At 64.5% G+C, this 24963-nt stretch carries 28 protein-coding genes; 12 read left to right on the forward strand and 16 right to left on the reverse strand.

The features are described from left to right. Positions 1-61: 61 nt before the first annotated feature. The 4 genes from DEA8626_RS11965 to DEA8626_RS11980 are packed head-to-tail and all read left to right on the forward strand — an operon-like array spanning position 62 to position 3715. Positions 62-709, forward strand: coding sequence for a CerR family C-terminal domain-containing protein (locus DEA8626_RS11965; protein ID WP_108853476.1), 648 nt, complete (start codon positions 62-64; stop codon positions 707-709). Next, positions 706-1659: an HlyD family secretion protein gene (locus tag DEA8626_RS11970; protein ID WP_108853477.1), complete on the forward strand. Its 954-nt coding sequence runs from the start codon at positions 706-708 to the stop codon at positions 1657-1659. The genes DEA8626_RS11965 and DEA8626_RS11970 overlap by 4 nt, the downstream gene beginning before the upstream one ends. Then, positions 1656-2582: an ABC transporter ATP-binding protein gene (locus DEA8626_RS11975; protein ID WP_108853478.1), complete on the forward strand. Its 927-nt coding sequence runs from the start codon at positions 1656-1658 to the stop codon at positions 2580-2582. The genes DEA8626_RS11970 and DEA8626_RS11975 overlap by 4 nt, the downstream gene beginning before the upstream one ends. Continuing rightward, positions 2579-3715 (forward strand): ABC transporter permease, encoded by a 1137-nt coding sequence (locus DEA8626_RS11980; protein WP_108853479.1) that lies wholly within the window; start codon positions 2579-2581, stop codon positions 3713-3715. Before DEA8626_RS11975 ends, DEA8626_RS11980 begins: the two co-directional genes overlap by 4 nt. 103 nt (positions 3716-3818) lie before the next feature. Here the strand turns inward: DEA8626_RS11980 and DEA8626_RS11985 are convergent, their stop codons facing one another. Together DEA8626_RS11985 and argH are read right to left on the reverse strand one after the other, a co-directional pair. Beyond that, complete coding sequence (locus tag DEA8626_RS11985) at positions 3819-3959, reverse strand: argininosuccinate lyase (RefSeq protein WP_306418104.1); 141 nt, start codon at positions 3957-3959, stop codon at positions 3819-3821. 109 nt (positions 3960-4068) lie between these two features. After that, positions 4069-5460, reverse strand: a complete 1392-nt coding sequence (argH, locus tag DEA8626_RS11990) for an argininosuccinate lyase (protein ID WP_108853480.1) — start codon at positions 5458-5460, stop codon at positions 4069-4071. 21 nt (positions 5461-5481) lie between these two features. Here argH and DEA8626_RS11995 point away from each other — a divergent pair, with 21 nt between their 5' ends. Then, complete coding sequence (locus DEA8626_RS11995) at positions 5482-6039, forward strand: TlpA family protein disulfide reductase (protein WP_108853481.1); 558 nt, start codon at positions 5482-5484, stop codon at positions 6037-6039. Between the two features lie 2 nt (positions 6040-6041). Here DEA8626_RS11995 and DEA8626_RS12000 read toward each other — a convergent pair whose 3' ends face one another. Further along, positions 6042-6620: a DNA-3-methyladenine glycosylase I gene (locus DEA8626_RS12000; protein ID WP_108853482.1), complete on the reverse strand. Its 579-nt coding sequence runs from the start codon at positions 6618-6620 to the stop codon at positions 6042-6044. Positions 6621-6724: 104 nt separating this feature from the next. Between DEA8626_RS12000 and DEA8626_RS12005 the strand changes: the two genes are divergently transcribed. From DEA8626_RS12005 to DEA8626_RS12015, 3 genes are all read left to right on the forward strand, one after another. After that, positions 6725-7564: an EAL domain-containing protein gene (locus DEA8626_RS12005; RefSeq protein WP_108854037.1), complete on the forward strand. Its 840-nt coding sequence runs from the start codon at positions 6725-6727 to the stop codon at positions 7562-7564. A 167-nt stretch (positions 7565-7731) separates the two neighbouring features. Further along, a complete protein-coding gene (locus DEA8626_RS12010) occupies positions 7732-8907 on the forward strand; it encodes an acetyl-CoA C-acetyltransferase (RefSeq protein WP_108853483.1) in 1176 nt (391 codons plus the stop codon). Positions 8908-9012: 105 nt separating this feature from the next. Next, complete coding sequence (locus tag DEA8626_RS12015; protein WP_108853484.1) at positions 9013-9738, forward strand: beta-ketoacyl-ACP reductase; 726 nt, start codon at positions 9013-9015, stop codon at positions 9736-9738. Positions 9739-9898: 160 nt separating this feature from the next. Here DEA8626_RS12015 and DEA8626_RS12020 read toward each other — a convergent pair whose 3' ends face one another. The 3 genes from DEA8626_RS12020 to DEA8626_RS12030 form a co-directional block, all read right to left on the reverse strand. Further along, on the reverse strand, positions 9899-10066 hold the full coding sequence (locus tag DEA8626_RS12020; RefSeq protein WP_108853485.1) for a YdcH family protein: 168 nt from the start codon (positions 10064-10066) through the stop codon (positions 9899-9901). 121 nt (positions 10067-10187) lie between these two features. Next, positions 10188-10943, reverse strand: a complete 756-nt coding sequence (locus tag DEA8626_RS12025) for a tRNA1(Val) (adenine(37)-N6)-methyltransferase (RefSeq protein WP_108853486.1) — start codon at positions 10941-10943, stop codon at positions 10188-10190. A 1-nt stretch (position 10944) separates the two neighbouring features. Further along, complete coding sequence (locus tag DEA8626_RS12030; RefSeq protein ID WP_108853487.1) at positions 10945-11154, reverse strand: putative signal transducing protein; 210 nt, start codon at positions 11152-11154, stop codon at positions 10945-10947. Positions 11155-11208: 54 nt separating this feature from the next. Here DEA8626_RS12030 and DEA8626_RS12035 point away from each other — a divergent pair, with 54 nt between their 5' ends. Further along, positions 11209-12213: a polyprenyl synthetase family protein gene (locus DEA8626_RS12035; RefSeq protein ID WP_108853488.1), complete on the forward strand. Its 1005-nt coding sequence runs from the start codon at positions 11209-11211 to the stop codon at positions 12211-12213. On the opposite strand, the gene DEA8626_RS12040 is transcribed toward DEA8626_RS12035, so the two are convergent. From DEA8626_RS12040 to DEA8626_RS12060, 5 genes are all read right to left on the reverse strand, one after another. After that, the gene (locus tag DEA8626_RS12040; RefSeq protein WP_108853489.1) at positions 12206-13042 is read right to left on the reverse strand and encodes a 4-(cytidine 5'-diphospho)-2-C-methyl-D-erythritol kinase; all 837 of its coding nucleotides are present in this window, start codon (positions 13040-13042) and stop codon (positions 12206-12208) included. The genes DEA8626_RS12035 and DEA8626_RS12040 overlap by 8 nt on opposite strands. Continuing rightward, positions 13032-14735, reverse strand: a complete 1704-nt coding sequence (locus tag DEA8626_RS12045) for a tetratricopeptide repeat protein (protein WP_108853490.1) — start codon at positions 14733-14735, stop codon at positions 13032-13034. Before DEA8626_RS12045 ends, DEA8626_RS12040 begins: the two co-directional genes overlap by 11 nt. Positions 14736-14850: 115 nt before the next feature. After that, on the reverse strand, positions 14851-15282 hold the full coding sequence (locus tag DEA8626_RS12050) for a DUF1493 family protein (protein ID WP_108853491.1): 432 nt from the start codon (positions 15280-15282) through the stop codon (positions 14851-14853). Continuing rightward, positions 15282-16931 (reverse strand): electron transfer flavoprotein-ubiquinone oxidoreductase, encoded by a 1650-nt coding sequence (locus tag DEA8626_RS12055; protein WP_108853492.1) that lies wholly within the window; start codon positions 16929-16931, stop codon positions 15282-15284. The genes DEA8626_RS12050 and DEA8626_RS12055 overlap by 1 nt, the downstream gene beginning before the upstream one ends. A 176-nt stretch (positions 16932-17107) precedes the next feature. After that, positions 17108-18115 (reverse strand): phosphatase PAP2 family protein, encoded by a 1008-nt coding sequence (locus DEA8626_RS12060; protein WP_108853493.1) that lies wholly within the window; start codon positions 18113-18115, stop codon positions 17108-17110. A 152-nt stretch (positions 18116-18267) separates the two neighbouring features. Here DEA8626_RS12060 and greA point away from each other — a divergent pair, with 152 nt between their 5' ends. Both greA and DEA8626_RS12070 read left to right on the forward strand, forming a co-directional pair. Then, complete coding sequence (gene greA, locus DEA8626_RS12065) at positions 18268-18738, forward strand: transcription elongation factor GreA (RefSeq protein ID WP_108853494.1); 471 nt, start codon at positions 18268-18270, stop codon at positions 18736-18738. Between the two features lie 22 nt (positions 18739-18760). Continuing rightward, positions 18761-19801 carry a hypothetical protein gene (locus tag DEA8626_RS12070; RefSeq protein WP_108853495.1) on the forward strand — a complete coding sequence of 347 codons (1041 nt, stop codon included), beginning with the start codon at positions 18761-18763 and terminating at the stop codon, positions 19799-19801. 3 nt (positions 19802-19804) lie between these two features. On the opposite strand, the gene DEA8626_RS12075 is transcribed toward DEA8626_RS12070, so the two are convergent. The 5 genes from DEA8626_RS12075 to DEA8626_RS12095 form a co-directional block, all read right to left on the reverse strand. Then, entirely contained in the window at positions 19805-20428 is a 624-nt protein-coding gene (locus tag DEA8626_RS12075; protein WP_108853496.1) for a hypothetical protein, read from the reverse strand. Positions 20429-20451: 23 nt separating this feature from the next. After that, positions 20452-20586: an aa3-type cytochrome c oxidase subunit IV gene (locus DEA8626_RS12080; RefSeq protein WP_108853497.1), complete on the reverse strand. Its 135-nt coding sequence runs from the start codon at positions 20584-20586 to the stop codon at positions 20452-20454. A gap of 87 nt (positions 20587-20673) precedes the next feature. Next, positions 20674-21102: a DUF6173 family protein gene (locus tag DEA8626_RS12085; protein ID WP_108854038.1), complete on the reverse strand. Its 429-nt coding sequence runs from the start codon at positions 21100-21102 to the stop codon at positions 20674-20676. Between the two features lie 29 nt (positions 21103-21131). Further along, positions 21132-22181 (reverse strand): MBL fold metallo-hydrolase, encoded by a 1050-nt coding sequence (locus DEA8626_RS12090; protein WP_108853498.1) that lies wholly within the window; start codon positions 22179-22181, stop codon positions 21132-21134. Next, on the reverse strand, positions 22181-23872 hold the full coding sequence (locus tag DEA8626_RS12095; protein ID WP_108854039.1) for an acyl-CoA dehydrogenase family protein: 1692 nt from the start codon (positions 23870-23872) through the stop codon (positions 22181-22183). Before DEA8626_RS12095 ends, DEA8626_RS12090 begins: the two co-directional genes overlap by 1 nt. 126 nt (positions 23873-23998) lie before the next feature. On the opposite strand from DEA8626_RS12095, the gene DEA8626_RS12100 reads away from it, so the two are divergent. Further along, positions 23999-24958 (forward strand): L-threonylcarbamoyladenylate synthase, encoded by a 960-nt coding sequence (locus DEA8626_RS12100; protein WP_108853499.1) that lies wholly within the window; start codon positions 23999-24001, stop codon positions 24956-24958. Positions 24959-24963 lie beyond the last annotated feature (5 nt).

A 24963-nucleotide genomic window follows, 5' to 3' on the forward strand; every position in this document is an offset into this window, starting at 1 on the left:
GGTTTGTATTGTAATAAATCAAACGATTGATTAAAATATGAAGCGACTCACGTGGGGGCACATGACGAACCACCCTGACACAGCGCCGCAAGGCACACGCGCCGAGTTGATCGCCGCGGGCCTGAATCTCTTCGGGCGCAAGGGCTTTGCCGCGACCTCGACACGCGCGCTTGCGGCGGCGGCGAATACCAACGTGGCCTCGATCGCCTATCACTTCGGCAGTAAGGACGGGCTGCGCCGCGCCTGTGGCGAGGAGGTCGCGCGCCGGGTCGGCGGCGTTCTGGCCCAGGCCGGGACCGACATGCCCGCGACGCCCGCCTCCGCTGCGATGCGCATAGAGCAGATGCTGCGCAGGATGGTTCTGTTCCTCGCCGGATCTTACGATGCCGACGACATCGTCGGTTTCATGCTGCGCGAAATCGGCGAGGACGGCCCCGTCCTCGACGACGTCTACTCCACGATGATCGAGCCGATGCACCGCCGGTTCTGCGCGCTGTGGGCCATTGCGACGGGGCGCGAGGCCGAAAGCGAAGCGACGCGTCTCGTCGTCTTCTCGGTAATCGGCCAGGTGCTCTACTTCCGCATCGGCCGCCCGATCGTCGAGCGCCGCCTCGGCTGGAGCGCGCTCGGCCCGGCCGAAGCGGCCCGGATCGGCGACCTGCTCGCCGCGAACCTCCACGCCATCCTCGACAGGGAGAGAACGCAATGACCGCTTTCATCTGCGCCATTCCGCTGCTGTCTGCCCTGTTCACCGTCTGCGCGCCGCCACCGCCCTTCGCGACGGGCTATGTCGAAGGCGAATACGTCCTCGTCGCGCCCGTCGCGACTGCGCAGATCGCGGCCCTCACCGTGACGCGGGGCGACCGGGTGGAGGCCGGGGGCGTCCTTGTCGAAATGGAGCGGCGCGACGCCGAGATCGCGCTGGCCGAAGCCTCGGCGGCGCTGGCGCGCGCCAAGAGCCAACTCGACAACCTGCGCCAGGGCCGCAGGTCCGAGGAGATCCGCGTCATCGAGGCGACGCTCGCCTCGGCCGAGGCCCAGGCGGCGGAGGCCGAACGCGCCTCGGCGCGCATGCAGAGCCTCGCGGCGCGCGGCGCGGCCACGCAGGCGCAGGCCGACGACGCCGCAACCGCCGCCGCCGTCGCCCGCGCCCGCGTGACCGAGGCGGAGGCGAATCTCGCCGTCGCGCGGCTGCCCGCCCGGCCGCAGGAGATCGCCGCCGCGGAGGCCGAGGTGGAGGGCGCCGAGGCGGCGCGGGAGCGCGCCGAATGGAATCTCTCTAAGCGCCGCCTGACCGCCCCCGCCGCGGGAACGGTGAACGATATCCTCCGCACCCCGGGCGAGATCGCGGGCCCCTCCGCGCCGGTCCTCTCGATGCTTCCGGACGGCGCGGTGAAACTGCGCCTCTACGTGCCCGAAAGCGCGATCGCCCGGATCGCGCAAGGCTCGCGGCTTGCGGTGAACTGCGACAACTGCCCCGATGGGCTCGCCGCCGAGGTGACCTACGTCTCCGACGCGCCGGAATTCACGCCGCCGGTCATCTACTCGCTCGAGAACCGCCAGAAGCTCGTCTACCTGATCGAGGCGCGGCCGGAGAAGGCCGCGATGCTGAAGCCCGGCCAGATCGTCGACGTGCGCCTTCCCGGTGCGGACGGATGAACGGCGAGCCCGTCATCGAGGTGCGCGGCCTCGTCAAGCGCTACGGCGGGCGCGCCGTCGTCGACGACGTGTCGCTGACCGTCCGCAAGGGCGAGATCGCGGGCTTCCTTGGCCCCAACGGGTCGGGCAAGACGACGACGATCCGGCTGATGTGCGGCCTTCTCACCCCCGACTCCGGCGAGGGCCGCGTCATCGGCCACGACATCCGCCGAGAGGGCCGCGCGATCAAGCGCGAAGTCGGCTACATGACTCAGCGATTCTCGTTCTACGAAGACCTGACGATCGAGGAGAACCTCGACTTCGTCGCGGGCCTCTACGGCCTTAGCCCCGCGCGCCGGCACGTCGCCGACACGCTCGCCGGGCTCGGCCTCACCTCGCGGCGCCACCAGCTTGCCGGATCGCTCTCGGGCGGCTGGAAGCAGCGTCTCGCGCTCGCCGCCTGCATCATGCACAAGCCGAAGCTCCTGATGCTCGACGAACCGACGGCGGGCGTCGACCCAAAGGCGCGGCGCGACTTCTGGGACGAGATCCATGCGCTCGCCGCCGACGGGCTGACGGTGCTCGTCTCGACGCATTACATGGACGAGGCCGAGCGCTGCCACCGGATCAATTACATCTCCTACGGCCGTCTCGTCGCCAAGGGTACCGTGGCCGAGGTCGTGCGCGACGCGGGGCTGACGACCGTGGTCCTGCAGGGCGACGCGACGGCGGAGGCGGCGCGGCGGCTGAAAGGCGCGCCGGGCGTCGAGCAGATCGCGCCTTTTGGCGCAACCCTTCACGTCGTGGGGCGCGACGGTACGGCCCTGCGCGCCTCGGCGAAGCGGGTCGCGGACGAGACCGGCTGCACGATGAGCGATGCGGAGACGAGCCTCGAGGACGTGTTCATCCAGCTCATGGGCGGCGCGCGGGACAACATGCAATGAGCCGCTTCTTCTCTCTCCGCCGGCTCGCAGCGCTGCTCGCCAAGGAGGTGATCCAGATGCGCCGCGACCGGATCACCTTCGCGATGATGCTGGGCATCCCGCTGATCCAGCTCCTGCTCTTCGGATTCGCGATCAACACCGATCCGAAGGGCCTGCCCGCCGCGCTCGTTGCCCCCACGCAGGACCGCTACACCCGCGCCATTGTCACGGCACTAGAACTGACCGGCTACTACCGCTTCACCCACCCCGCCGCCTCGGCGGCGGAGGCGGAACGGCTGATCACGCGGGGCGACGTCTCTTTCGTCGTCACGGTGCCCTCGGATTTCGGCCGCCGGGTCGAGCGCGGCGACCATCCGACGATCCTGATCGAGGCCGACGCGACCGATCCCTCGGTCGCCTCGGGCGCGATCTCTACCCTCGGCACGGTCGCGGCAGAGGCTCTTTTGCGCGAACGCGGAATGGAGGCGCAGGCCGAAGCCACGATAGCAGAACAGCTCCAGGTGACGGTTCACAGGCGCTACAACCCCGAAGGCATCACGCAGTACAACATCGTTCCAGGCCTCCTCGGCGTCATTCTGCAGATGACGATGGTGATGATGACGTCTATGGCGCTGACGCGGGAGCTTGAGAGGGGCACGATGGAGAACCTATTGTCCATGCCCGCGACGCCCCTGGAGATCATGCTCGGCAAAGTCCTGCCCTATCTCTTCGTTGGTGCCGTGCAGGTTGGTGTCGTGCTGACAGCGGCAAAGCTGATCTTCGACGTGCCCTTCGTAGGCGCGCTGCCGCTGCTTCTCATCGGCGTCTTCGTCTTTGTGGCCTCGCTCGTTATTCTCGGCTACCTGATCTCGACCGCCGCGCGGACGCAGATGCAGGCGATGCAACTGACGTTCTTCTTCTTCCTGCCGTCACTGCTGCTTTCGGGCTTCATGTTCCCCTATCGCGGCATGCCGGGCTGGGCTCAGATCCTGGGAGAGATCTTTCCGCTCACGCATTTCCTGAGGCTGATTCGGGCGATCATGCTGAAGGGCGCGGACTATGCTGGAATCGCCCAGCCGATGGCCGCGCTCACGCTGTTCGTGCTGGCCTATGCCGCGTTGGCGCTCTTGCGCTTCCGCCGCACGCTGGACTGAACGCGCGCGACCGAATCAATGGAGCGCCTGCGGCGCAAGCCTTCTGGCACTGCGTGCGGTCGCCTCCGGCGGGGCATTTCGGCAATGATGAAACCGGAAGCGGTCACGAACCACCCGACACGCCCACCCTGACGGTGCCGCTGACGCTGAGACCGCTCCCGGCATCGGGCGGCGTCGGTTCGCCGTCCGCGCCGCAGGCCGCGAGGGTGGCGAGGCAAATCAGGAGAAGGAGGGGACGCATCATTGGCTCACCGTGACGCCGATTTCGGCGATGGAGGTTGCGAGGGAATGGGCGACCGTCACGCCCGCGGGGGCGCTCGGCGCGGCGGCGGGAAGAACCGGGAGTGCGAGCCTCATCCGAGTCGTTCCTTCCATTCAGCGATCCGCGCCCGGACCTGATCCGGGGCGGTGCCGCCGTAACTCTGGCGGCTCGCGACGGAATTGTGAACGCCGAGGACGGAATAGACCTCATCCGTGATGTCGGGATGGGCGGCCTGCATGTCGGCGAGGCCGAGGTCGGGAAGGTCGCAGCCTTTCTTCTCGGCCAGGCCGACGAGGCTTCCGGTGACATGGTGCGCCTCGCGGAAGGGAAGCCCCAGCGCGCGGACGAGCCAGTCGGCGAGATCGGTTGCGGTCGAGAAGCCGGACGCGGCGGCGCATTCGAGGTTGTCGCGGTTCGCGGTCATGTCGCGCACCATGCCCTCCATCGCGGCGAGCGCCAGCGTCAGGTTGTCGGCGGCGTCGAAGACCTGTTCCTTGTCCTCCTGCATGTCTTTCGAATAGGCCAGCGGCAGGCCCTTCATCACCGTCATCAGCGCGACATTGGCGCCGAAGATGCGCCCGATCTTGGCGCGGATCAGCTCGGCCGCATCGGGGTTCTTCTTCTGCGGCATGATCGAGGAGCCGGTGGAGAAGCGGTCGGACAAGGCGACAAAGCGGAACTGGGCGGAGGACCAGATCACCAGCTCCTCGGCGAAGCGCGAAAGGTGCATGGCCGTGATCGATGCGGCGGCGAGAAACTCGAGCGCGAAGTCGCGGTCCGAGACGGCGTCGAGGGAATTCGCCATCGGCCTGTCGAAACCGAGCGCGTCCGCCGTCATGTGCCGGTCGATCGGGAAGGAGGTGCCGGCGAGTGCCGCCGCACCGAGCGGGCATTCGTTCATCCGCGCGCGGGCGTCGCGGAAGCGGCCGATGTCGCGGGCGAACATCTCGACATAGGCCAGCATGTGATGGCCCCAGGTGACGGGCTGGGCTGTCTGGAGATGGGTGAAGCCGGGCATCACCCACTCCGCCCCCGCCTCCGCCTGCCCGACAAGTGCCATACACAACGCCGACAGTTGGCCGACCGCCTCGTCGCACCGCTCGCGCACCCAGAGCCGGAAATCGGTCGCGACCTGGTCGTTGCGGCTGCGCGCGGTGTGGAGCCGCCCCGCCGGCTCGCCGATCAGCTCCTTCAGCCGCGCCTCGACGTTCATGTGGATGTCTTCCAGCGCGGTCGAAAATGCGAACTTTCCGGTCTCGATCTCTGACAAGACCGTGAGAAGGCCTTCCCGGATCGCCTCGGCATCTTTATCGCTTATGATGCCCGTCGCGGCGAGCATCGCCGCATGGGCGCGGGACCCTTCGATGTCCTGGGCGAAGAGCCGCCTGTCGAAACCGATCGAGGCATTGATCGCCTCCATGATCGCATCCGGCCCGGCGGCGAAGCGCCCGCCCCACATCGCGTTCTGGGTCTTGTCGGTCATATTCTGCCCCCGGAGGCTCACATGCGCATGTTTCTTTCCGCCGTCCTCTACACGGCCCTCGCATTCGGCGCAAATGCCGCCTTGGCGGGCACGGTCGAGCTCGAAGCCCTGCGCGAGGGGTCGATGAAGAAGCTCGTCTTTGCTGCGGAACCGGCGCCCGTCCCGGACACCATCTTCCTGGACGAGGCGGGTACCGAGCACCGCCTTTCGGACTGGCAGGGCAAGTACCTGCTTGTGAACTTCTGGGCGACCTGGTGTGCGCCCTGCCGCAAGGAGCTACCTGCGCTCGACGCGCTGAACCGCGACTTCGGCGGAGACACGTTCGCGGTGCTGACGATCGCCACGGGTCGCAATCCTGTCCCCGCAATCAGGCGGCTTTTTAGCGAGGTCGGTGTGCAGGGACTGCCGATTCTACTGGATCCAAAGCAGGAGCTTTCGCGCGGAATGGGCGTGTTCGGTCTGCCCGTGACCGTAGTCCTAGACCGCGACGGGCGCGAGATCGCCCGCCTGTCCGGCGATGCGGAGTGGAACGGCGAAAGCGCACGGGCAATCGTTGCAGCACTCCTGTCGGGCGGGTGAGATTAAGGCGATCTGCCGAGCTTCGCCACGCGGTCATGCGCAGGGCAGGTAACGAGGTGGTCGTTCACCATGCCCACTGCCTGCATGAAGGCGTAGGTGATCGTCGGCCCGCAAAAGCGGAAGCCTGCCTTCTTCAGGTCCTTTGAGATCTGCTCGGACAGCGGCGTCGAGGCTGGTACGTCGGACATCGACGTGAACCGGTTCTGGAGCGGGCACCCGTCGACATAGCTCCACAGGTACCGGGCGAAGCCCTCCGACTCTTCGATAGCAAGATAGGCTCGCGCATTGCCGATTGTCGCTTCGATCTTCGCGCGGGACCGCACGATGCCGGTATCGGAGAGCAGACGTACAACATCGCCTTCACCCCACTTTGCCACGATTTCCGGTTGAAAGCCCTGGAAGGCGATGCGGAAGTTTTCGCGCTTTCTCAGGATGGTGATCCAGCTCAACCCGGCCTGAAATCCGTCTAGGATCAGCTTTTCCCACAGCGCCCGGGGATCGTGTTCCGGCACGCCCCATTCCTCGTCGTGATAGGCGACATAGATCGGATCGTCTCCACACCAATCACAGCGTTCACTCATTCTGGCCTCCATTTCTTGCCCGATAGCCCAAGAAAGGGCTGCCGGATTTACCACTTCTTATGCACTTCTGCCCAATCTGAGGTCGCACGGCGAGGAGTTTCATGATGCAGCAACGCGGCAAGTTCTGTCAGTTCCCCCGCGAAGCCTCTCAGGACAGCCCCCTTTCCTCTGCCGTGGCCGAGCGCGATCGGGAGACTATGTCGATGGTGCGGCGCGCGGTCGAAAAGCGCGATGTGCTCCTCGCGTTCCAACCCATCTTCCAGTCAGCCAGTCTCGACTGTCCGGCCTTCTACGAAGGCTTGATCCGGCTTCTCGACGAGAGTGGCCGCATCATTCCGGCGCGCGAGTTCATCGATGCGATCGAAACGCAGGAGCTCGGGCGGATCGTCGACTGCCTCGCGCTCGACATGGGCCTGCAATCGCTCAGGCAGGACCCCGGCCTCAGGCTGGCGATCAACATGTCGGCACGCTCCATCGCCTATCCGCGCTGGATGAAAACTCTTCGGCGAGGCTTGAAGGGCGACGCGACGCTCGCCGAGCGGCTCATCCTTGAGATCACCGAAAGCTCGGCGATGCTGATGCCGGACATTGTCTCGGTCTTCATGTCCGAACTTCAGTCCGAGGGCATCGCGTTCGCGCTCGACGATTTCGGGTCGGGCTATACCTCGTTTCGCTATCTAAGGGAGTTCTATTTTGACATTATCAAGATCGACGGTCAGCTCATTCGGGGCGTCGCCAATAGTCCTGACGATCAGTGTCTGACACTGGCGCTGATGTCGATCGCGCGGCAGTTCGACATGTTCGCGGTGGCGGAATCGGTCGAGACCGCGGATGATGCAGAATGGCTCATCGAAAACGGGATGGACGGCATGCAGGGCTACTATTTCGGCGCACCGACCGTAACACCACCCTGGAAGATGCCGCAGGCGCGAAAGCGCGCCTGACGCGCTGGACAACCGTCTGATGGCGGCGGAGTTCCGCGCTCGCCAAGCCAAACTGCCTGTTGCGCTTTCGGCCACTGTCCCGTACGTCATGCTGCATAGCGGCGCGAGGGGCGCCCCGGATTGGGTCTCCGCGCGTGGATGTCGCGCATCTAAAAGGGGCCCTTGCCATGACCAACGTCGTTATCGTCTCTGCCGCCCGCACCGCCGTCGGCAGCTTCAACGGTTCTTTCGCCAACACTCCGGCCCACGATCTGGGCGCCGCCGTCCTGGACGCGGTGATCGAGCGCGCTGGAATTGACAAGGCGGACGTCTCGGAGACGATTCTCGGCCAGGTGCTGACGGCAGGACAGGGTCAGAACCCCGCGCGCCAGGCGCACATCAATGCCGGGCTGCCGAAAGAAAGCGCGGCCTGGTCGATCAATCAGGTCTGCGGTTCGGGTCTGCGTTCGGTCGCGCTCGGCGCCCAGCACATCCAACTTGGCGATGCGTCGATCATCTGCGCCGGCGGCCAAGAGAGCATGTCGCTGTCGCCGCACGTCGCACATTTGCGCTCCGGACAGAAGATGGGCGACATGAAATTCATCGATTCGATGATCAAGGACGGACTCTGGGACGCCTTCAACGGCTATCACATGGGCACCACAGCCGAGAACGTCGCCGAAAAGTGGCAGATCAGCCGCGAGCAGCAGGACGAGTTCGCCGTGGCGAGCCAGAACAAAGCCGAGGCCGCGCAGAAGGCGAATAAGTTCAAGGACGAGATCGTCCCCTTCACCGTCAAGTCCCGCAAGGGCGATACCGTGGTCGACCAGGACGAATACATCCGCCACGGCGCGACGCTCGACGCGATGACGAAGCTGCGCCCCGCTTTCTCTAAGGACGGTTCGGTCACTGCTGGCAACGCGTCGGGACTTAACGACGGCGCGGCGGCTGTGCTGCTGATGTCGACGGAAGAGGCCGAGAAGCGCGGGCTAAAGCCGCTTGCTCGCATCGCGTCGTACGCCACAGCGGGGCTCGACCCCGCGATCATGGGGGTAGGCCCCATCCATGCAAGCCGCAAGGCGCTGGAGAAGGCCGGCTGGAAAGTCGCTGATCTCGACCTGATCGAGGCGAACGAGGCCTTCGCTGCCCAGGCCTGCGCGGTCAACAAGGACATGGGCTGGGACCCGGCCAAGGTAAACGTCAACGGCGGCGCGATCGCCATTGGTCACCCGATCGGCGCCTCGGGCGCGCGCATCCTCAACACGCTTCTGTTCGAAATGCAGCGCTCAGGCGCGAAGAAGGGTCTCGCCACGCTCTGCATCGGCGGCGGGATGGGCGTGGCCATGTGTCTCGAACGCGCCTGACGCCCGATTTTCTGCAAATGCGAATTCGCGGGCGCAATAATGTTGCGCCCGCGAATTCGCTTCGGTAACAGGATTTCAACAAGGCTATAATCGGAAGGAGGAATCATGTCGAAGGTTGCACTGGTCACTGGCGGGTCTCGCGGCATCGGCGCTGCGATCTCCGTCGCGCTGAAGGACGCCGGCTACAAGGTTGCGGCGAACTTTGCCGGCAATGACGAGGCGGCGGCGGCCTTTACCAAGGAAACCGGGATTCCGACCTACAAGTGGTCAGTCGCCGACTACGACGCCTGCGCCGAGGGAATCAAGAAGGTGGAAGCCGATCTTGGCCCCGTCGAAGTGCTCGTGAACAACGCCGGCATCACCCGCGACGCGATGTTCCACAAGATGACGCCGCAGCAGTGGAAAGAGGTCATCGACACCAACCTCTCCGGTGTCTTCAACATGACTCATCCGATCTGGTCGGGCATGCGCGACCGCAAGTTCGGCCGCGTCATCAACATCTCATCCATCAACGGCCAAAAAGGTCAGGCCGGCCAGTCGAACTACTCCGCCGCCAAAGCCGGCGACCTTGGCATCACCAAGGCGCTCGCGCAGGAAGGCGCACGCGCGGGGATCACCGTCAATGCCATCTGCCCCGGCTATATCGGGACGGAAATGGTTCGCGCCATCGACGAAAAGGTGCTGAACGAACGAATCATCCCGCAGATCCCGGTAGGCCGCCTCGGCGAACCCGATGAGATCGCGCGCTGCGTAGTGTTCCTCGCCTCTGACGACGCGGGCTTCATCACCGGCTCGACGATCTCCGCTAACGGTGGCCAGTTCTTCGTCTGAGCAAACCGGTCAAGCTGAATCGACAAGGCCGGCCCACAGATTGGCCGGCCTTGTCGCTTGCGACTAGTCGCAAGACAAGTCCTCATATCGGTGCGCCCCGTCTCAGCAGAACACACGCGAATCTCCGCGACGACGCGCGGCCACTGGATCCAGATGCGTCTCAGTTCTGGCTAAGGCGGTGGATCTCTTCCTTGATTCGCAGCTTCTGCTTTTTCATCTCGGCGATGGCGAGGTCATCGTAGCCCGGGTGGCGTTGCGCCTCTTCCACTGCCTCGGAAAGATGTTGGTGTTTTCTTTGAAGTTCCTGCAGGTGCGAACCCAGCGACATCGGTGTCTCCTCTCCCGTGAAACCTGTCACGATCCCATCACATTCATCGAGTCGTGTCACGCAGAACCGTCATTGCCGCGGGCCAGTCTCCCGGCATGCGGAAGTCGGGCACAGAGCTAGCCTAGAATTCCAGCGCAGCCGCGTCGCGCAGAACCGCGCGGATCTGCGCCGTGTAATCGTCGCCATCGGTCAGATGCCGCGCGCCCTCATGCAGCACGAGCGGGGTGGCCAGCCGAAAAGCGGCCCGTCCCCCCTTTGTTGCCTGGAGGATGACGCGGCCTGCATCGCGTCCGATGCGCGGTGCGATGGGAAGAAGGACCGCACTGCCCATTGGCGGGCCGAGCCCGGCGAGGAGATCCGGCAGACGCTCTGCCGCCTGAATCAAGGTTAGGCGGCCGCCCGGCCGCAGACGCCTTACCCCTGCCGCGAGCCAGACGGAGAGAGGCGTTTCCTCGCGAAGCGCGAGTTCGCGCCCGCGATCATCCGCCGCGGTCCCGCCGCCGCGCGGGAAATAGGGCGGGTTGGCGATGACATGGTCGAAACTCCGGCCTCGCAGAACAGCTGGCATTCTGCCCAGATCACCTTCGACCACGTCGAATGCAATTTCATTCGCAATCGCGTTCGACCGTGCGAGCGCGGCGTAGTCCGGCTGAAGTTCAAGCCCTGTCAGGCCCAGCCCGTCGACGCGCGCGCCCAGGCAAAGGCTCGCCACGCCGGCACCGCAACCGAGTTCCAGAACCGTCTCGCCCCGCCGGGCGGGCACGGCGGCGGCCAACAGAACCGGATCGGCTGCGGCGCGGTAGCCGTGGCGTGGCTGGGCGATTCTGAGCCGGCCGCCAAGAAAGCCGTCGTCGCTCAGATTGGCTGGGGCGAACATTTCAAATCTCGAAGCCGTTGTCCTTCAGGATCGCCCGGGCGCGGAAGTGATCGGCGTCCCTGACCATCAGCCTGCGCGGCAATATGCCTAGGGAGCCCTCCAGCACGCTCATGTGGACGTCCATCTGAAAGGCCGCTATACCCTCCCCGTCAAGAAGAGCTGTCGCAAAGGCGAGTTTCGTCGGGTCTGTGGTGCTGAGAAGCTCTTTCATATTCCAAGACTTAATGACAAGGCGCCGCCCTTGTCGAGTGAGCACGGGACCCACATGAGCCTCGATGACGCCGCCACGCAGAAACCGCACGACCGGCTAAGCGCCGTCCTGACGGCGGATATGGAGCGCGTGAACGCGCTTATCAAGACGCGGATGGCGTCGGAGCACGCGCCGCGCATCCCCGAGGTGACTGCGCATCTGGTGGAAGCCGGCGGCAAGCGGCTGAGACCTATGCTCACGCTCGCCACTGCGCGGCTCTGCGGCTACGAGGGCGACCATCACATCCGGCTCGCGGCGACGGTGGAGTTCATCCACACCGCGACGCTGCTGCACGACGACGTTGTGGACGAAAGCGCGCAACGGCGCGGGCGGCCGACGGCGAACCTCCTGTGGGACAACAAATCCTCGGTTCTGGTCGGTGACTACCTCTTTTCGCGGTCCTTCCAGCTCATGGTGGAAACGGGATCGCTGAGGGTGCTCGACATCCTCGCCAACGCTTCCGCGACCATTGCCGAGGGTGAAGTCCTGCAGCTTTCCGCGGCGCAGGACCTGCGGACCGATGAAGCGGTCTATCTCAAGGTCGTTCGCGGCAAGACGGCGGCTCTCTTCGCCGCCGCAACCGAAGTTGGCGGTGTCATCGCAGGCGCGCCTGAAGACCAGGTACAGGCTCTGCACGTCTATGGCGACGCGTTGGGAATCGCCTTCCAGATCGCGGACGACCTTTTGGACTATGGCGGATCGACGCTGGAAATCGGCAAGAATGTCGGCGACGATTTCAGGGAACGGAAACTGACGCTGCCGGTCATCAAGGCGGTCGCTGAGGCCGACGAGAAAGAACATGCGTTCTGGCACCGGGTGATCGAAAAGGGCGAGCAGCACGACGGAGATCTTGACCGTGCAATGGCGATCATGGCCCGCCACGACGCTATGGAGGCGACCCGCGCAGAGGCGCTTGAATGGGCTGCGAAGGCGCGCGCCTCTCTGACGTCGCTACCGGCGCACGACTTGCGCGACATGTTGTCCGACCTCGCAGATTACGTCGTCTCGCGCGTCAGCTAACCGCGCCGCTGGCACTCCACCAGTCAGGGCGCCGCAACCGCACAAACGCCTCTGCCGCCGCAGCCGTAGAGCCATCCGCCGGGTAGAGCCCGAAGCATGTCGCGCCAGAGCCCGACATGCCCGCGTGCAGGCAACCGGTCTCACGGACCAGCGCCAGAACGTCGTCGATCACGGGTGCGACGCGTCGGGCCGGCTCGGACAGGTCGTTTCGGTGCCGCCGGAGCCAGGCGCAGAAAGCCGTCACATCCGGCCAGTCGGGCAAATCGTCGTTCATCGCTGGGTTCCACCGCTCCGTCAGCGAGGCAAACACGGATGGCGTCGGAACGGTGACGCGCGGATTGACGAGCAAGATTTCGAAAGGCGGAATCCGAGGTACAACTTCAAGTAATTCGCCGATTCCGCGCAGCCTGAGAGCCCGCCCACGGAGGCAGGCAGGGACGTCCGCACCCAATGTGGCCGCCTCACCAGGCGCTGGGAGCGGCCTTCCAGTCAGTCTAGAAAGCGCCCGGAGCGTTGCGGCGGCATCGGCCGAACCGCCGCCGATCCCCGACGCCACCGGCAGCGCCTTCCACAGCGTAATCCGCGCCCGAAATCCTGGGTCGAAGAAACGCGCTGCCTTCAGGACGAGATTGTCGCGATCGGCCACGAGGCCGGCCGCTTCGGGGCCGGCGAGCGTCAGGGAGAGCGCGTCGGACGCCTCGACTGTGACCCGATCGCCGACGCCTGCGAATACCACGAGGCTGTCGAGAAGATGGTAGCCGTCGGCACGCCTGCCGGTCACATGCAGTGTCAGATTGACCTTCGCCGGCGCGAATTCCTCAATTTTCATTCTTGGTGACGGCCAAGGGCTCAGCGCCCTCCTCTTTCAGCACCGCGTCGAGGCCGATCTCGAGCTTGCGGCGGATGCGCTTCGCTTCCTCCTCGGTGTCCGGTTCGAAGGACAGCGCGCGCTTCCACTGGAACTCCGCCTCTCGCTTGCGGTCGACGGCCCAGTAGACATCGCCGAGATGATCGTTGACGACGGCGTCTTCCGGCATCAACTCAACCGCCTGCTCCATCTGCACCACAGCTTCGTCGTAGCGGCCCAGTCGGTAGAGCGCCCAGCCGAAGCTGTCGACGATCGCGCCGTCATCGGGACGCTCCGCGACGGCGCGTTCGATCATCTCGAGCGCCTCGTCGAGATTGGTGTTCATCTCCAGATAGGAATAGCCAAGATAGTTCAACACCGCAGGATGATCCGGGCGCAGTTCCAACGCCTTGCGGAAGTCGGATTCCGCCTGGCCCCAGTTCTTGATGCGCTCGTTTGCGATACCGCGTGTGTAGTAGACCACCCACTGCCCCGGATCTTCGGTGGAAAAGGTCGAAATTGCGCGATCATAGGCCTCTGCCGCCTCGCTGTAGCGCTCGTTCCGACGGTAGGTATCCCCAAGCGCCGACCAGATGTCGGCACGGCCGGAGTTATCCCTAGCCAGTTGCCTCAGCGCCTCGATTGCCGCATCGACACGGCCGTCGGAAAGCAGCGCATCCGCGCGGCCGAGCTCTGCCGTTACGAAGGCGGGGTCCTCGCGTGGGATGCGGTTGAAGGTCTTGGTCGCCAGGTCGAATTGGCCCTGCGATTCAAGGATCGCGGCGCAGAGCAGAAGCGTCTCCGCCTGCCCGGGCGCAAGATATTCAGCCATCCGCGCATAGGCGAGGGTGTTGATGTCTGACGTCTCGCCATTCAAAGCCGAGGCGACTGTGAAGAAAACTTCACCGATCCCTTCAATCGGGCCGTTGACCGCACTGAAACCGAGTATCGCGCCGGCTTCGAGTTCCTGCTTGAGGGCCAGGAATGCAGGATCGCCTGTCTCGCCGAAGGTTTTCTCGATCAACTCGATCGCCGCGTCGTTCCGTTCGAGCTGGCTGAGAATCTGCACGTGCGCGACCACGCCCCGCCGCGTGGCGCGGAGCGGCCCGCCTTCCTCGCCAGAAAAGATCCGATCGGCACCCTCGAAGTCACCCACCGACGCAAGCGCCAGCGCCTTGTGATAAAGCCCGAAGGAACGTGTTCCAGCTGCGTCCGCAACCTCGTCGAAAGCCGTCGTGGCATCGGACATGCGGCCTAGACCGGCGAGAGACCATGCACGATAGAGCCCGTCGACGAGCGCACCGGCGGTGCGCCCCTCGTCGAGCGCGACGAGCCCGGTTTCGTAGTCGCCCGTGCGCGCGAGATCGGCGAGCACGACCAGATCGGCGATCTGGCTTTTTACTCCCGACTGCTCGAGCCGCCCGGCCAATGGCAGCGCCATGTCGATGGCACCGCGGCCAATCTCGGCGACGAGAGCATTTTCCAGGAGACCGGAATTGGCGGGGTCCGAGATCAGGGCGCGGCGGAAATAATCCGATGCCGCGCCATAGTCTGAAAACCGGCTTGCCTGGCGTCCCGCCAGATAGGGTCCGGCGATTCCGTCGAGCGCCACGGCAGGCGCGCTCGGCACCAAGCCGGCGCACAGCGCAAGGGCGAGGGACAGCGGTCGCAGCATTGTCACGCGGGACTCCTTCCGTCGAAATTCGCGCAGAGCCTAGTCCGGGTGCGCGCGCAAGGCAATGCGGCGTCCTGCCGTCCGGCCCGCCGCAGGCCCGTTTCTGCCGGAGAGGTCACATGATCAATTGAACCAGCCCGGCCGTCGCAATTCCAACAAGAGCGAGAACTATGAGCGCGATCAAACCGTTCCAAACATCCGGACGGCTGGAAACGGGATCGATGGGCGGATAGACGAGTGGCCAGATCCCCTCGCATACCGATTGCCTCAGCAGGTCGAGCGTGATCGGAATCCGCGTGACCTTCTGATGTGGTGCCCGGAACGGCCAGCCGGGATTGAGAAGCGCGCCTTCGTCCGCGTGATGAAAATCCCAGCGATAGCCCTCAAGATCGACGCCGAAACGCTCGGCAAACGCTTCGATGAAATCAAAAGCGTCGTCGCCGTCACAGCCGGTCGCGCCGAACAGGTCGGCCTCTGTCCTATCATCAAGCGGTTGGCCGAGAAAGCTCTCGGCGAAGGCTGCAACATCAGCGCGGCCGCCCTCCATCACATGTTCGGATAGTTCGGCCCATCGCCGCCCTGCGGCGTTGTCCAGTTGATATTCTGGCTCGGGTCCTTGACGTCGCAGGTCTTGCAGTGGACGCAGTTCTGGAAGTTGATCTGGAACCGCGGTCCGTCGTCCGCCTCGATCACTTCGTAGACCCCGGCGGGGCAATAGCGCTGCGCAGGCTCGGCATATTTCGGCAGGTTGACCGAAATCGGAATCGATGGATCCTTGAGCTTGAGATGCGCCGGCTGACTTTCCTCGTGGTTGGTGAACGAAAAGGACACATTCGTAAGCCGGTCGAAGGACAGCACGCCATCGGGCTTCGGGTAGTCGATCTTCGGGAATTTCGACGCCTCTCCGGTCGCCGCTGCGTCGGACTTACCATGCTTCAGCGTCCCGAAGAGCGAGAGGCCGAATAGATTGTTCGTCCACATGTCGAAGCCGCCGAGGACCAGCGAAGGAATCATCCCCCAGCGTGACCACATCGGCTTTACATTGCGGACTTGATTGAGGTCCTTGCCGACGGGGCCGTCGCGCAGTTCGGTCTCATAGGCCGACAACTCGTCGCCGGACCGGCCAGCCTTGATCGCCTCGTAGGCCGCCTCGGCCGCCGCCTTGCCCGAGAGCATCGCATTGTGGTTTCCCTTGATGCGCGGCACGTTCACGAGACCCGCCGAGCAGCCCAGAAGCGCGACACCCGGCGCGACGACTTTGGGGATCGACTGCCAGCCACCCTCGCTGATCGCGCGGGCGCCGTAGGCGACGCGCTTGCCGCCCTTCAGAAGCTCCGCGACCATCGGGTGATGCTTGAAACGCTGGAACTCCATGTATGGATAGAGATGCGGGTTCTGGTAGTTCAGGTGAACGACGAATCCGACATAGACCTGGTTGTTGTCGAGGTGATAGATGAACGACCCGCCGCCAGCGTTCTTGCCAAGTGGCCATCCCATCGTGTGGGTGACCGTACCCTCCTTGTGCTTGGCGGGGTCGATCTCCCAGATCTCCTTCATTCCGAGGCCGAATTTCTGCGGGCAATGGCCATTGGAAAGGTCGTATCGGGCCATGACTTCCTTGGAGAGCGATCCACGCACGCCCTCGCCGAGGAGCACGTACTTGCCGTGCAGTTCCATGCCGGGTTCGTAGTTCGGTCCCGGCGTGCCGTCCGACGAAAGTCCCATCTCGCCAGCGACGACGCCCGTCACCTCTCCGCTTTCGCCGTAGACCAGTTGCGAACAGGCCATACCGGGAAAAACCTCGACGCCCAGTGCCTCGGCCTGTTCGGCCATCCAGCGGCAGACGTTGCCCATCGAGACGATGTACTTGCCGTGGTTCGACATGAGCGGCGGCATCGGCCAGTTCGGAATGCGGACCTTGCCAGCCTCGCCCAGGACATAGAAGTTGTCTCGGCTGACCTCGACCGAGATCGGGGCGCCCTTTTCCTTCCAGTCGGGAATGAGCGCATCCAAACCGCAGGGGTCGAGAACCGCACCCGACAGGATATGCGCACCGACTTCGGAGCCCTTCTCGAGTACGACCACGTTCAGGTCGGCGTCGAGCTGCTTAAGCCGGATCGCGGCCGAGAGACCCGCGGGCCCGGCACCGACGATCACAACGTCATATTCCATCGATTCCCGTTCGATCTCGGCCATGATCTCTCCCTTTCGCCGCGCGTCGCGGGCACTCCGCTGCAACGCGCAGGATCGTTAGCTTACTGGACGACCGGACGCAACAATGACCCAGCGCATCTCGCGACACGGGCGTGCCGGTGCCAGAGATGAGCGGTGCCCGTAGCGGTCGGGCACACCAAAAGTGCAGATATATGAAACTAAGCCGTCCGCTGCGCGGGCCCGTCGCGTTTCGCGAGCAGCCCAAAGAACGGTATTGACGCTTCGGTCAGGCGCATGCGGCGCAGCACGGCCCAAAGCCCGAAGATGAATAGTATCGAGAAGTAACCGTCCACCGCGTAGTGATAGCCGGTATAGACCGACAGCAGGAGAATGATGGCGAGGAACGCAAAGCCCGGGATGGCCAGCCAGCGGTTCCGTTCGGCAAGATAGAGTGCGGTTATTGTCGCGATGCCGACATGGACACTCGGAAAGGCGGAGATCCCCGAACCGAACGCGATCCCCTGTTCGGCATAGCCAGCCCAGAGATAGTGCTGCACCAGACCGATGCGCGTATCTTTCACGCCGCTTTCTTCGAGCGCGGTGTGAAGCGCTGCGAAACGGTCACCGCCAAGCAGCGCATCATAGAAGACCGGGCCGACCGAAGAGCCGGCCACCGCGAGCACATTGCCAAGCACGAACCAGCAGGTGACATAGAGCACTATGAAGCGCGCCGTGCGTTCCGCATCGCGATCCGACACCGTGATAATCAGCGCCATCGCGATCGCCGGCACGGCCCAAACCACGAGGTAGGCTGGCAGAAGTTCATGGATGGGCAGTGCCTTCGCCCAGTCGTGCACATATATCCAGGGGTCAACGCCCCCGTGCAACCACTTGTCGAAATCGGCCAGAGGTGGGTCAGCGTAGAAGGGCACGATGAGAGGGATTGTGCATTTCAGGAAAGAGAACGCGACCTGAAGCAGAACTGAGCCGAATACCGCGTAGCCGATCAGGTGCGCGCCGGCCAGAAACCGCCGCCAGCCGACCATTACAACCACGCCGGCGAACAAAGGCAGCAACCACATTGATGCGCGCGAGAAGAGCGTGAAGAACGTGATCGTCGCGGCAATTGCCTCGAAAAGCAGCTCGGACGTCACCGGGCGGGTCATGACCATAACGATGACGGTCACCACCAGATACAGAACGACGACCCGAAAAAAGATCTTCAAATCACCGCCTCGTTTTCCGCATCGCGTTTTTCCGCTGCCAGCACACGTAAGCCGTTCGCGCCCCTTGACTTTGCGGGCGCTTCCCGGGTTTACAGCCTTGTGTCGCGCACAATCCGGGCATTTTTTGGGCCACAGTTAATCGACGGGCGAAAATGGATAAAATACCGATGACGCGCGCGGGCCATGCCGCGCTCGACAATGAGCTCAAGACCCTGAAATCGGTCGAACGCCCCGCCGTGATCAGGGCTATTGCCGAAGCGCGCGAACACGGTGACCTGTCGGAAAACGCCGAATACCACGCCGCACGCGAGAGGCAGAGCTTTATCGAGGGCCGAATCAAGGAAATCGAGGCGATGATTTCGCGCGCCGACGTGATCGACGCGACGAAGCTGTCTGGCGCGATCAAGTTTGGCGCGACCGTAACGCTTGTCGATGAGGATACGGACGAAGAACGGACTTACCAGATCGTAGGCGAGGCCGAGGCCGACATTGAGCGCGGCCTCCTGAACATCAAGTCGCCCCTTGCGCGCGCGCTGATCGGCAAGGACGAGGGCGACAGCGTCGAGGTCCGCACGCCGGGCGGCGAGAAGAGCTATGAAGTGCTGAGCATTCGCTACGTCTGACGCCGGCGCGGAGGGCCGAAAGATGCCAGATCAACCCGAGGCCGCACCCGTCAGCGAAACACGCGCCGAATTCGGCATGTACACGCGCCCCGCGCCAGAGCCCGCCATCGCGCCGGCGGACGTCGTCGCGGGAGTCGCGAGCGTCTTGTGGCTTGCGCTCATCGGCGGATTCTTTCTTTTTTCCGGCGACGGAGAGGGCTCGGGCGGCGCGCTGAGTTCGGTTCTCGTTCTCGTAGCGATCTTCCTGCCAATCGCGCTCATTTGGATCGCTGCGCTCACGCTGCGCACCGCGCGGGCGGTGAGGTCAGAGACCGAGCGCCTGCAATCGGCCATCGACGCGATGCGCTACGCCTACGTCAGTCAGGCCCAGGCCGGACTGAACAAGATCACGGTCGAAAAGCGCCTGGACGAAATCGCCGCCTCGGCACGACAGACCGAAAATGCGATCGTCACCTTTACGACGAGCCGCGATACCGGGCACGTTCAGCCCTCGGCCGACCGAAAAGCCGCACTCGCCGCGCCTAAACCGGCCGACCCAGAGGAGGAGCAGCCCGCGCTCGCCCTCGGAACGCCCGCAGAGGCGCTGGCTCAGCCGGTTTCGATCGCGGATTTCATTCGGGCACTCAACTTTCCAGACAACGCCAATGACACAGAAGGCTTCCGGGCGCTGCGGCGCGCGCTCAATGACCGGGCGCTCGCCAAGTTGATACGTGCTGCCCAGGATGCGCTAACGCTTCTGAGCCAAGACGGCATCTACATGGACGACCTGCGCCCCGACCGCGCGCGGCCCGAGCTGTGGCGTCGCTTTGCGCAAGGCGAACGTGGCCGCCAATTCGGCGCGCTTGGCGGCGTCCGCGACCGGTCGAGCCTGGCCCTGACGGCGGCCCGGATGCGCCAGGACACGATCTTCCGCGACACCGCGCACCACTTCTTGCGTCAGTTCGACAAAACGTTTTCTGAGTTCGAGAAGAACGCCACGGACGCCGAGATCGTCGAATTGACCGAAACCCGCACCGCCCGCGCCTTCATGCTGCTCGGACGGGTAACTGGGATTTTCGACTGAGCGCTATTTGACGTTCGGTGGGGCGATGACGGCGTCCTTCTGAACGAGCAGCACCCCGTGGTTATTGTCGGGGTCACCGTCCTGGTGAACGCGCCTCGTCACGCCGGGCTTGTCCGCGATCGCCTTCGTGATGCGGTTCGGAAAGAATGTGCGCGGCACATCTTCGAAGCCCGGCAGATCCTTGAGCACATGGCTCACCGACACGCCGCAGAACGCCTTGTTGACTGCGCCGTAAGACTCTGCCCGCCGGATTGCTAGCTCTGCCACCTCGGGGCTGACCGGAATCTTGTACTCGATGACGTCGTAGGTCTCGCGCGCGTGGTAGTCGATGTAAAACTTCCGCATCTGCTCGGTGATGCCGTAGTGCAGATCATTGCGCTCTGGCACCCATGGATGGTGCCAGGTGCCCGCCGGGTCGAACATAACGCGCTGGCTGCCGTCGATCATCAGACCCGAGTGCTCGCCCGTTCCGTTGTCCCTGCGTTCGACCGTGTAGAGAGTGATCGACGGCGACTCACCGCTGACATAGCGGGCGCGCGCGACGGCTTCGTCGGGCGCCCAGACACGTTCTGCCCCGCAGCCTGCGAGCGTGAGTGTCACGACGAGGCTCAGACCAAGCCTTTTCATGGCGCTATTCCGATTCTGCGGAGTCAGGCGTTGGCGAGAGCGAGAAAGATCAGCACGGCGATCGAAATGACTGCGCCCCACGTCACCATGCGGATGAAGCCTTCGAAGGTCTTTTCATGATCTTTGGTGTCCATTGTGCCGTGCTCGTGTTCGGCCATCTCATTGCTCCCGGATTGGCGTTTCGCTTCGCATAGCCGATTCAGCCTGAAGTGTCACGACCCATGAAGGCCTCTCTCGCGGGACCGTTACTTCTTCTCCAGATCCGCAGCAAGTCGGAACCCGATACGGCGCGGCTCTTCCTCTTCGGGAGCCTTGGGCATTGCGCGCAGCATGACGCTCAGCTGACTGACATGCTGGATCAGCTGCGTGCGCGCGCCACCGTCGTCCTGGCCGTAGAAGGTCACGATGTCGGGGTCGAAATAGCCGATCCCCTCAATCTTCAGGACACCTGCGCCGCCAGCGGTGAAGCCCATTGCCACCTCATGTTCGTTGTCGAGCTGGCCTTCGAAGTTCTTGATGTAGAGAATGAGCCGCTCATAGGCCCACTGCGCGGGGCTCTTGGCTGCGATGGGCTGCGCGGCGACGCATTCCGGCAGCGGCTCCATTTCGGCTGTGCGTGGTGCGTCTTTGCTCGTATGCACTACGCGCGCGCAGGGCAGCACAGTTGCCTCCATTGCCTCGGCCGAGGTCTGAATCTGATCCGTTAGTTCTTTGTCCGCCACAGCCACGCTCCATCCTCTCGTCGCTCGCGCGTCACGCGATCCTTCAGGAGAAGATGGTTCAGATGTGCGACGGCTTCAACCAAGGCAAGACCGTATTCACCCTCGCCGATCGCACGCTTGAAGAGCGGCGGAAAGCACTCGGCCGCCGTTTGCGGCGCGTTCGCGAGGTGCGCCTCGAGCCGCGCGAGCGCGCTGATGTGGTTTTCTTCCATCTGCGACAGCCGCAGCGGCAGACCCGTGTAGGGCAGCTTGTGGCCCGGCAGGACGAGGTGATCGTCGTGCGCATAGGGGCGGAAGCGCGCGCAGCTTTCCAGCCAGTCCGACACCGGATCGGCCATCGGCTCAGTCGCATAGACCCCCAGATTGGCCGAAATTCCGGGCAGAAACTGGTCGCCACCAACGACCAGGCGACCGCCCTTCTCCCACAAGGTGGCGTGTTCCGGCGCGTGCCCATCCCCGGTCCTCACAATCCAGTGCCGCCCGCCCATGTGGAGGCTCTGGCCGTCGCGGATCCGCGTGTAGCCCAGCGGCAGCGGAGCGACCGCATCAGCAAAGTTGAATGGCCGCTCCTCCGCCCGGCGGATGAAAAGCGACGGCTCCATCCCCGCCGCGCGCCAGAAGGCGAGCGTCTCGGGCAGCGGCCGCTCTTGTTCGTCGAGGGTGAGCATGCGGGCGAAGAGCCAACTCGTCCGGGTCGTCACAAGTTCAGCGCCGCGGTCCTGGAACCAGCCGGCAAGACCAACGTGATCGGGATGGTAGTGCGTCACCACGACCCGCGAGACCGGCTTTCCGGCCAGGGGGCCGGCAAGCCCCGCCTCGAGCACCGCGCGAGTGCGCCGTGCGTTCAGACCGGTATCGACGAGTGTCCAGCTGTCACCTTCGTCGAAGGCGTAGACATTAACATGATCGAGCGCCATTGGCAGAGGCAGCCGAAGCCACAAGACGCCTTCGGCAATCTGGTACGCCTCGCCCGGCGCAGGTGGGGGCCCGAATGGGAAGCGGATTGCCGCATCACCAGGAGCCGCGTCCATCACGACGCAAGCGCCTCTGGAGACAGTGCCATGACGCCGTTGGCCCCATCGCGCGCCGCCGTGAGATGGGCGGTGTATTGCGGCAAGAGCCGCCGGATATGGAACCGCGCGAGATTTGCGCGCGCGCCCGTGCCGCCTTCGGCCAGCGCAGCGCGCAGGTGGTAGTGCGCCCCGAGCACGAGAGCGAAGGCGGACAGATAAGGCGCGGCCCCCGCGCACCGATCCGGCATTTCCTGCGTCACCATCCACTCTGTCGACTCTCGCAGCGTTTCCGCTGCAGCCCAGACGTCCTCGGCGAGATCAGGCAACGTCACGCGTGCCACTTCCGCGCCGGTCTCGATCTCCTCCAGCAGCCGGTAGGCAGCTTCGCCGTCGTCGGATAGCTTGCGACCTACGAGGTCCATGGCCTGAATTCCGTTGGTACCCTCGTAAATTGCCGTCACGCGAACGTCACGGTAGAACTGGGCGACACCTGTCTCCTCGATGTATCCCATGCCGCCATGGACTTGCATCGCCATTTCGCTGACGTCCATTCCGGTCTGGGTGCCGTAGGACTTCGCGATGGGCGTGAGGAACGCCGCGCGCGCCGCCCAGTCCCGATCGCCGGTTGCAGTGGCCATATCGCCCGCCACCGCACAGGCTAGCGCGATGGAGCGCGCGGCGAAAACCTCGGCGCGCATCGTGGCCAACATGCGCCGCACGTCGGGATGATCGGCGATGACGCCCATCTGCCGCCGGTCCTGCGCGAATTCGACGGCCATCTGGCAGGCGGCTTCGGCCACGCCGATCCCCTGCATGGCCACGCCGAGCCGGGCGTTGTTCATCATGGTGAACATCGCCGCCATACCCCTGTTCTCCTCGCCGATAAGCCAGCCCGTCGCGCCGTCGTATTCCATGACGCAGGTCGGTGAGCCATGCAGGCCCAGCTTATGCTCGAGACTGACGACCCTCACGCCGTTCCGCGCACCCGGCTGGCCGTCATCGTCAGGAAGGAGCTTTGGCACGAGAAAGAGGCTTATCCCCTTCGTTCCCTCAACCGCTCCCGGCAACCGCGCCAGAACCAGATGGCAAACGTTTTTAGTGATATCGCTGTCGCCCCAACTGATGAAGATCTTCTGGCCCGTGATCGTGTACGTACCGTCGCCATTCGGTTCGGCCTTTGTGCGCAGCGCACCGACGTCGCTGCCCGCCTGTGGCTCGGTCAGGTTCATTGTGCCCGACCAGTCGCCGGAAATCAGCTTGGGGAGGTAGAGTGCCTTGATGTCGTCGCTCGCGTGGTGATCAAGCGCTTCGATCTGCCCCTGTGTCAGAAGTGGGTTGAGCTGCAGCGAAAGACACGCGCCCGACATCATGTCGTGGATCGCCATGTTCAGCGCCTGCGGCAGCCCCATGCCGCCGGACGCGACCGGCGCCGATACCGCGACCCAACCGCCTTCGGCAATCGCGCGATAGGCTTCGGCGAAGCCGGGGGAAGTGCGAACGACGCCGTTCTCCAGCCGCGCCGAGGTCATATCCCCGGCCCGGTTCACTGGCGCAAGCACTTCGTCGCAAAGCTTCGCAGCCTCGCCGAGCACGGCCTCGGCCAGATCAGCGGTTGCCTCGGCGAATAGCTCTGTTTCGGCGACCGGGGCGAGCGGAACGACCTTGCCGAGTATGAAGCGGATATCGGATAAGGGCGCGCGAAATGGCATCTCGGTCTCCGTGAACCGCACCTTGGCAAGTGGGCCCGGGGCGCGTATGTGCATTTTGCTAAGAACATGATCGCCGCAAGGTCAGAGCCCTTCAACCCGAACGCTGCGTCACGGAAACGCAACGATATGACCGAAACCCTCGCCCCTACGCCCGAAGGTATTTCGCGCGCGGTTACCCTGCTGCGGGCGGGCGGGCTGGTCGCGTTCCCGACCGAAACGGTTTACGGCCTCGGCGCTGACGCGCGCACCGATCATGCGGTCGCGGGGATATTCGAGGCCAAGGACCGGCCACGCTTCAATCCGCTTATCGTACATGTCGCCGATATGGAGGACGCGCTGCAGATCGCGGTTCTTGACCCGCTGGCGGAGCGTGTCGCCTCGGCCTTCTGGCCGGGACCGCTGACACTGGTTCTGCCGCTACGCACGGCTTCGGCGCTCTCGCCGCTCGTCACCGCCGACCTGCCGTCTGTGGCCCTTCGTCTGCCCGCTCATCCTTTGGCGCGTGATCTGCTGCGCGCCTTCGGCGGCCCGGTCGCCGCGCCCTCGGCAAATCCGTCCGGCCGGGTGAGCCCGACGCGGGCCGAGCATGTGCTGGCCGGATTATCCGGTCGCATCGCGGCTGTCGTCGATGCCGGACCGTGCGAAGTCGGCGTGGAATCGACGATCCTCGGGTTGACGGACGGAGCGGCCCGGCTTCTGCGCCCCGGTGGCATTCCGGCCGAAGTGCTCGAAGAATGCCTCGGCCACAAGCTCGAGGTCGTGTCTAACGCGGCACGGCCGGTCGCGCCCGGCCAGCTTGCCTCCCACTACGCGCCCGACGCCACGCTCAGGCTGAGGGCGCAAGCACCGGAGCCGGATGAGTTCTGGCTCGGCTTCGGCGCGGGTGCGGCGGCGGCCGACCTGAATCTCTCCGAGACCGGCGATCTCGTCGAAGCGGCGGCAAACCTATTTCACTATCTGCGCGAGGCTGACAGGCGCGCCGAAGGACGGATCGCCGTGTCGCCCATTCCGGAATCCGGACTTGGCCGGGCCATCAATGACCGTCTGCGCCGCGCGGCTGCGCCACGGTCCTCGGATCGGAACTGAAGCTG

The sequence above is a fragment of the Defluviimonas aquaemixtae genome, assembly GCF_900302475.1.
GTDB classification, from domain to species: Bacteria; Pseudomonadota; Alphaproteobacteria; order Rhodobacterales; family Rhodobacteraceae; genus Albidovulum; species Albidovulum aquaemixtae.

Excerpts from the sequence above, each read along its gene's own strand:
- DEA8626_RS11965 (WP_108853476.1), top strand. The coding sequence starts at position 62 with ATGACGAACCACCCTGACACAGCGCCGCAAGGCACACGCGCCGAGTTG.
- DEA8626_RS11970 (WP_108853477.1), top strand. The coding sequence starts at position 706 with ATGACCGCTTTCATCTGCGCCATTCCGCTGCTGTCTGCCCTGTTCACC.
- DEA8626_RS11975 (WP_108853478.1), top strand. The coding sequence starts at position 1,656 with ATGAACGGCGAGCCCGTCATCGAGGTGCGCGGCCTCGTCAAGCGCTAC.
- DEA8626_RS11980 (WP_108853479.1), top strand. The coding sequence starts at position 2,579 with ATGAGCCGCTTCTTCTCTCTCCGCCGGCTCGCAGCGCTGCTCGCCAAG.
- DEA8626_RS11985 (WP_306418104.1), bottom strand. The coding sequence starts at position 3,959 with ATGATGCGTCCCCTCCTTCTCCTGATTTGCCTCGCCACCCTCGCGGCC.
- argH (WP_108853480.1), bottom strand. The coding sequence starts at position 5,460 with ATGACCGACAAGACCCAGAACGCGATGTGGGGCGGGCGCTTCGCCGCC.
- DEA8626_RS11995 (WP_108853481.1), top strand. The coding sequence starts at position 5,482 with ATGCGCATGTTTCTTTCCGCCGTCCTCTACACGGCCCTCGCATTCGGC.
- DEA8626_RS12000 (WP_108853482.1), bottom strand. The coding sequence starts at position 6,620 with ATGAGTGAACGCTGTGATTGGTGTGGAGACGATCCGATCTATGTCGCC.
- DEA8626_RS12005 (WP_108854037.1), top strand. The coding sequence starts at position 6,725 with ATGCAGCAACGCGGCAAGTTCTGTCAGTTCCCCCGCGAAGCCTCTCAG.
- DEA8626_RS12010 (WP_108853483.1), top strand. The coding sequence starts at position 7,732 with ATGACCAACGTCGTTATCGTCTCTGCCGCCCGCACCGCCGTCGGCAGC.
- DEA8626_RS12015 (WP_108853484.1), top strand. The coding sequence starts at position 9,013 with ATGTCGAAGGTTGCACTGGTCACTGGCGGGTCTCGCGGCATCGGCGCT.
- DEA8626_RS12020 (WP_108853485.1), bottom strand. The coding sequence starts at position 10,066 with ATGTCGCTGGGTTCGCACCTGCAGGAACTTCAAAGAAAACACCAACAT.
- DEA8626_RS12025 (WP_108853486.1), bottom strand. The coding sequence starts at position 10,943 with ATGTTCGCCCCAGCCAATCTGAGCGACGACGGCTTTCTTGGCGGCCGG.
- DEA8626_RS12030 (WP_108853487.1), bottom strand. The coding sequence starts at position 11,154 with ATGAAAGAGCTTCTCAGCACCACAGACCCGACGAAACTCGCCTTTGCG.
- DEA8626_RS12035 (WP_108853488.1), top strand. The coding sequence starts at position 11,209 with ATGAGCCTCGATGACGCCGCCACGCAGAAACCGCACGACCGGCTAAGC.
- DEA8626_RS12040 (WP_108853489.1), bottom strand. The coding sequence starts at position 13,042 with ATGAAAATTGAGGAATTCGCGCCGGCGAAGGTCAATCTGACACTGCAT.
- DEA8626_RS12045 (WP_108853490.1), bottom strand. The coding sequence starts at position 14,735 with ATGCTGCGACCGCTGTCCCTCGCCCTTGCGCTGTGCGCCGGCTTGGTG.
- DEA8626_RS12050 (WP_108853491.1), bottom strand. The coding sequence starts at position 15,282 with ATGGAGGGCGGCCGCGCTGATGTTGCAGCCTTCGCCGAGAGCTTTCTC.
- DEA8626_RS12055 (WP_108853492.1), bottom strand. The coding sequence starts at position 16,931 with ATGGCCGAGATCGAACGGGAATCGATGGAATATGACGTTGTGATCGTC.
- greA (WP_108853494.1), top strand. The coding sequence starts at position 18,268 with ATGGATAAAATACCGATGACGCGCGCGGGCCATGCCGCGCTCGACAAT.
- DEA8626_RS12070 (WP_108853495.1), top strand. The coding sequence starts at position 18,761 with ATGCCAGATCAACCCGAGGCCGCACCCGTCAGCGAAACACGCGCCGAA.
- DEA8626_RS12075 (WP_108853496.1), bottom strand. The coding sequence starts at position 20,428 with ATGAAAAGGCTTGGTCTGAGCCTCGTCGTGACACTCACGCTCGCAGGC.
- DEA8626_RS12080 (WP_108853497.1), bottom strand. The coding sequence starts at position 20,586 with ATGGCCGAACACGAGCACGGCACAATGGACACCAAAGATCATGAAAAG.
- DEA8626_RS12085 (WP_108854038.1), bottom strand. The coding sequence starts at position 21,102 with ATGGAGGCAACTGTGCTGCCCTGCGCGCGCGTAGTGCATACGAGCAAA.
- DEA8626_RS12090 (WP_108853498.1), bottom strand. The coding sequence starts at position 22,181 with ATGGACGCGGCTCCTGGTGATGCGGCAATCCGCTTCCCATTCGGGCCC.
- DEA8626_RS12095 (WP_108854039.1), bottom strand. The coding sequence starts at position 23,872 with ATGCCATTTCGCGCGCCCTTATCCGATATCCGCTTCATACTCGGCAAG.
- DEA8626_RS12100 (WP_108853499.1), top strand. The coding sequence starts at position 23,999 with ATGACCGAAACCCTCGCCCCTACGCCCGAAGGTATTTCGCGCGCGGTT.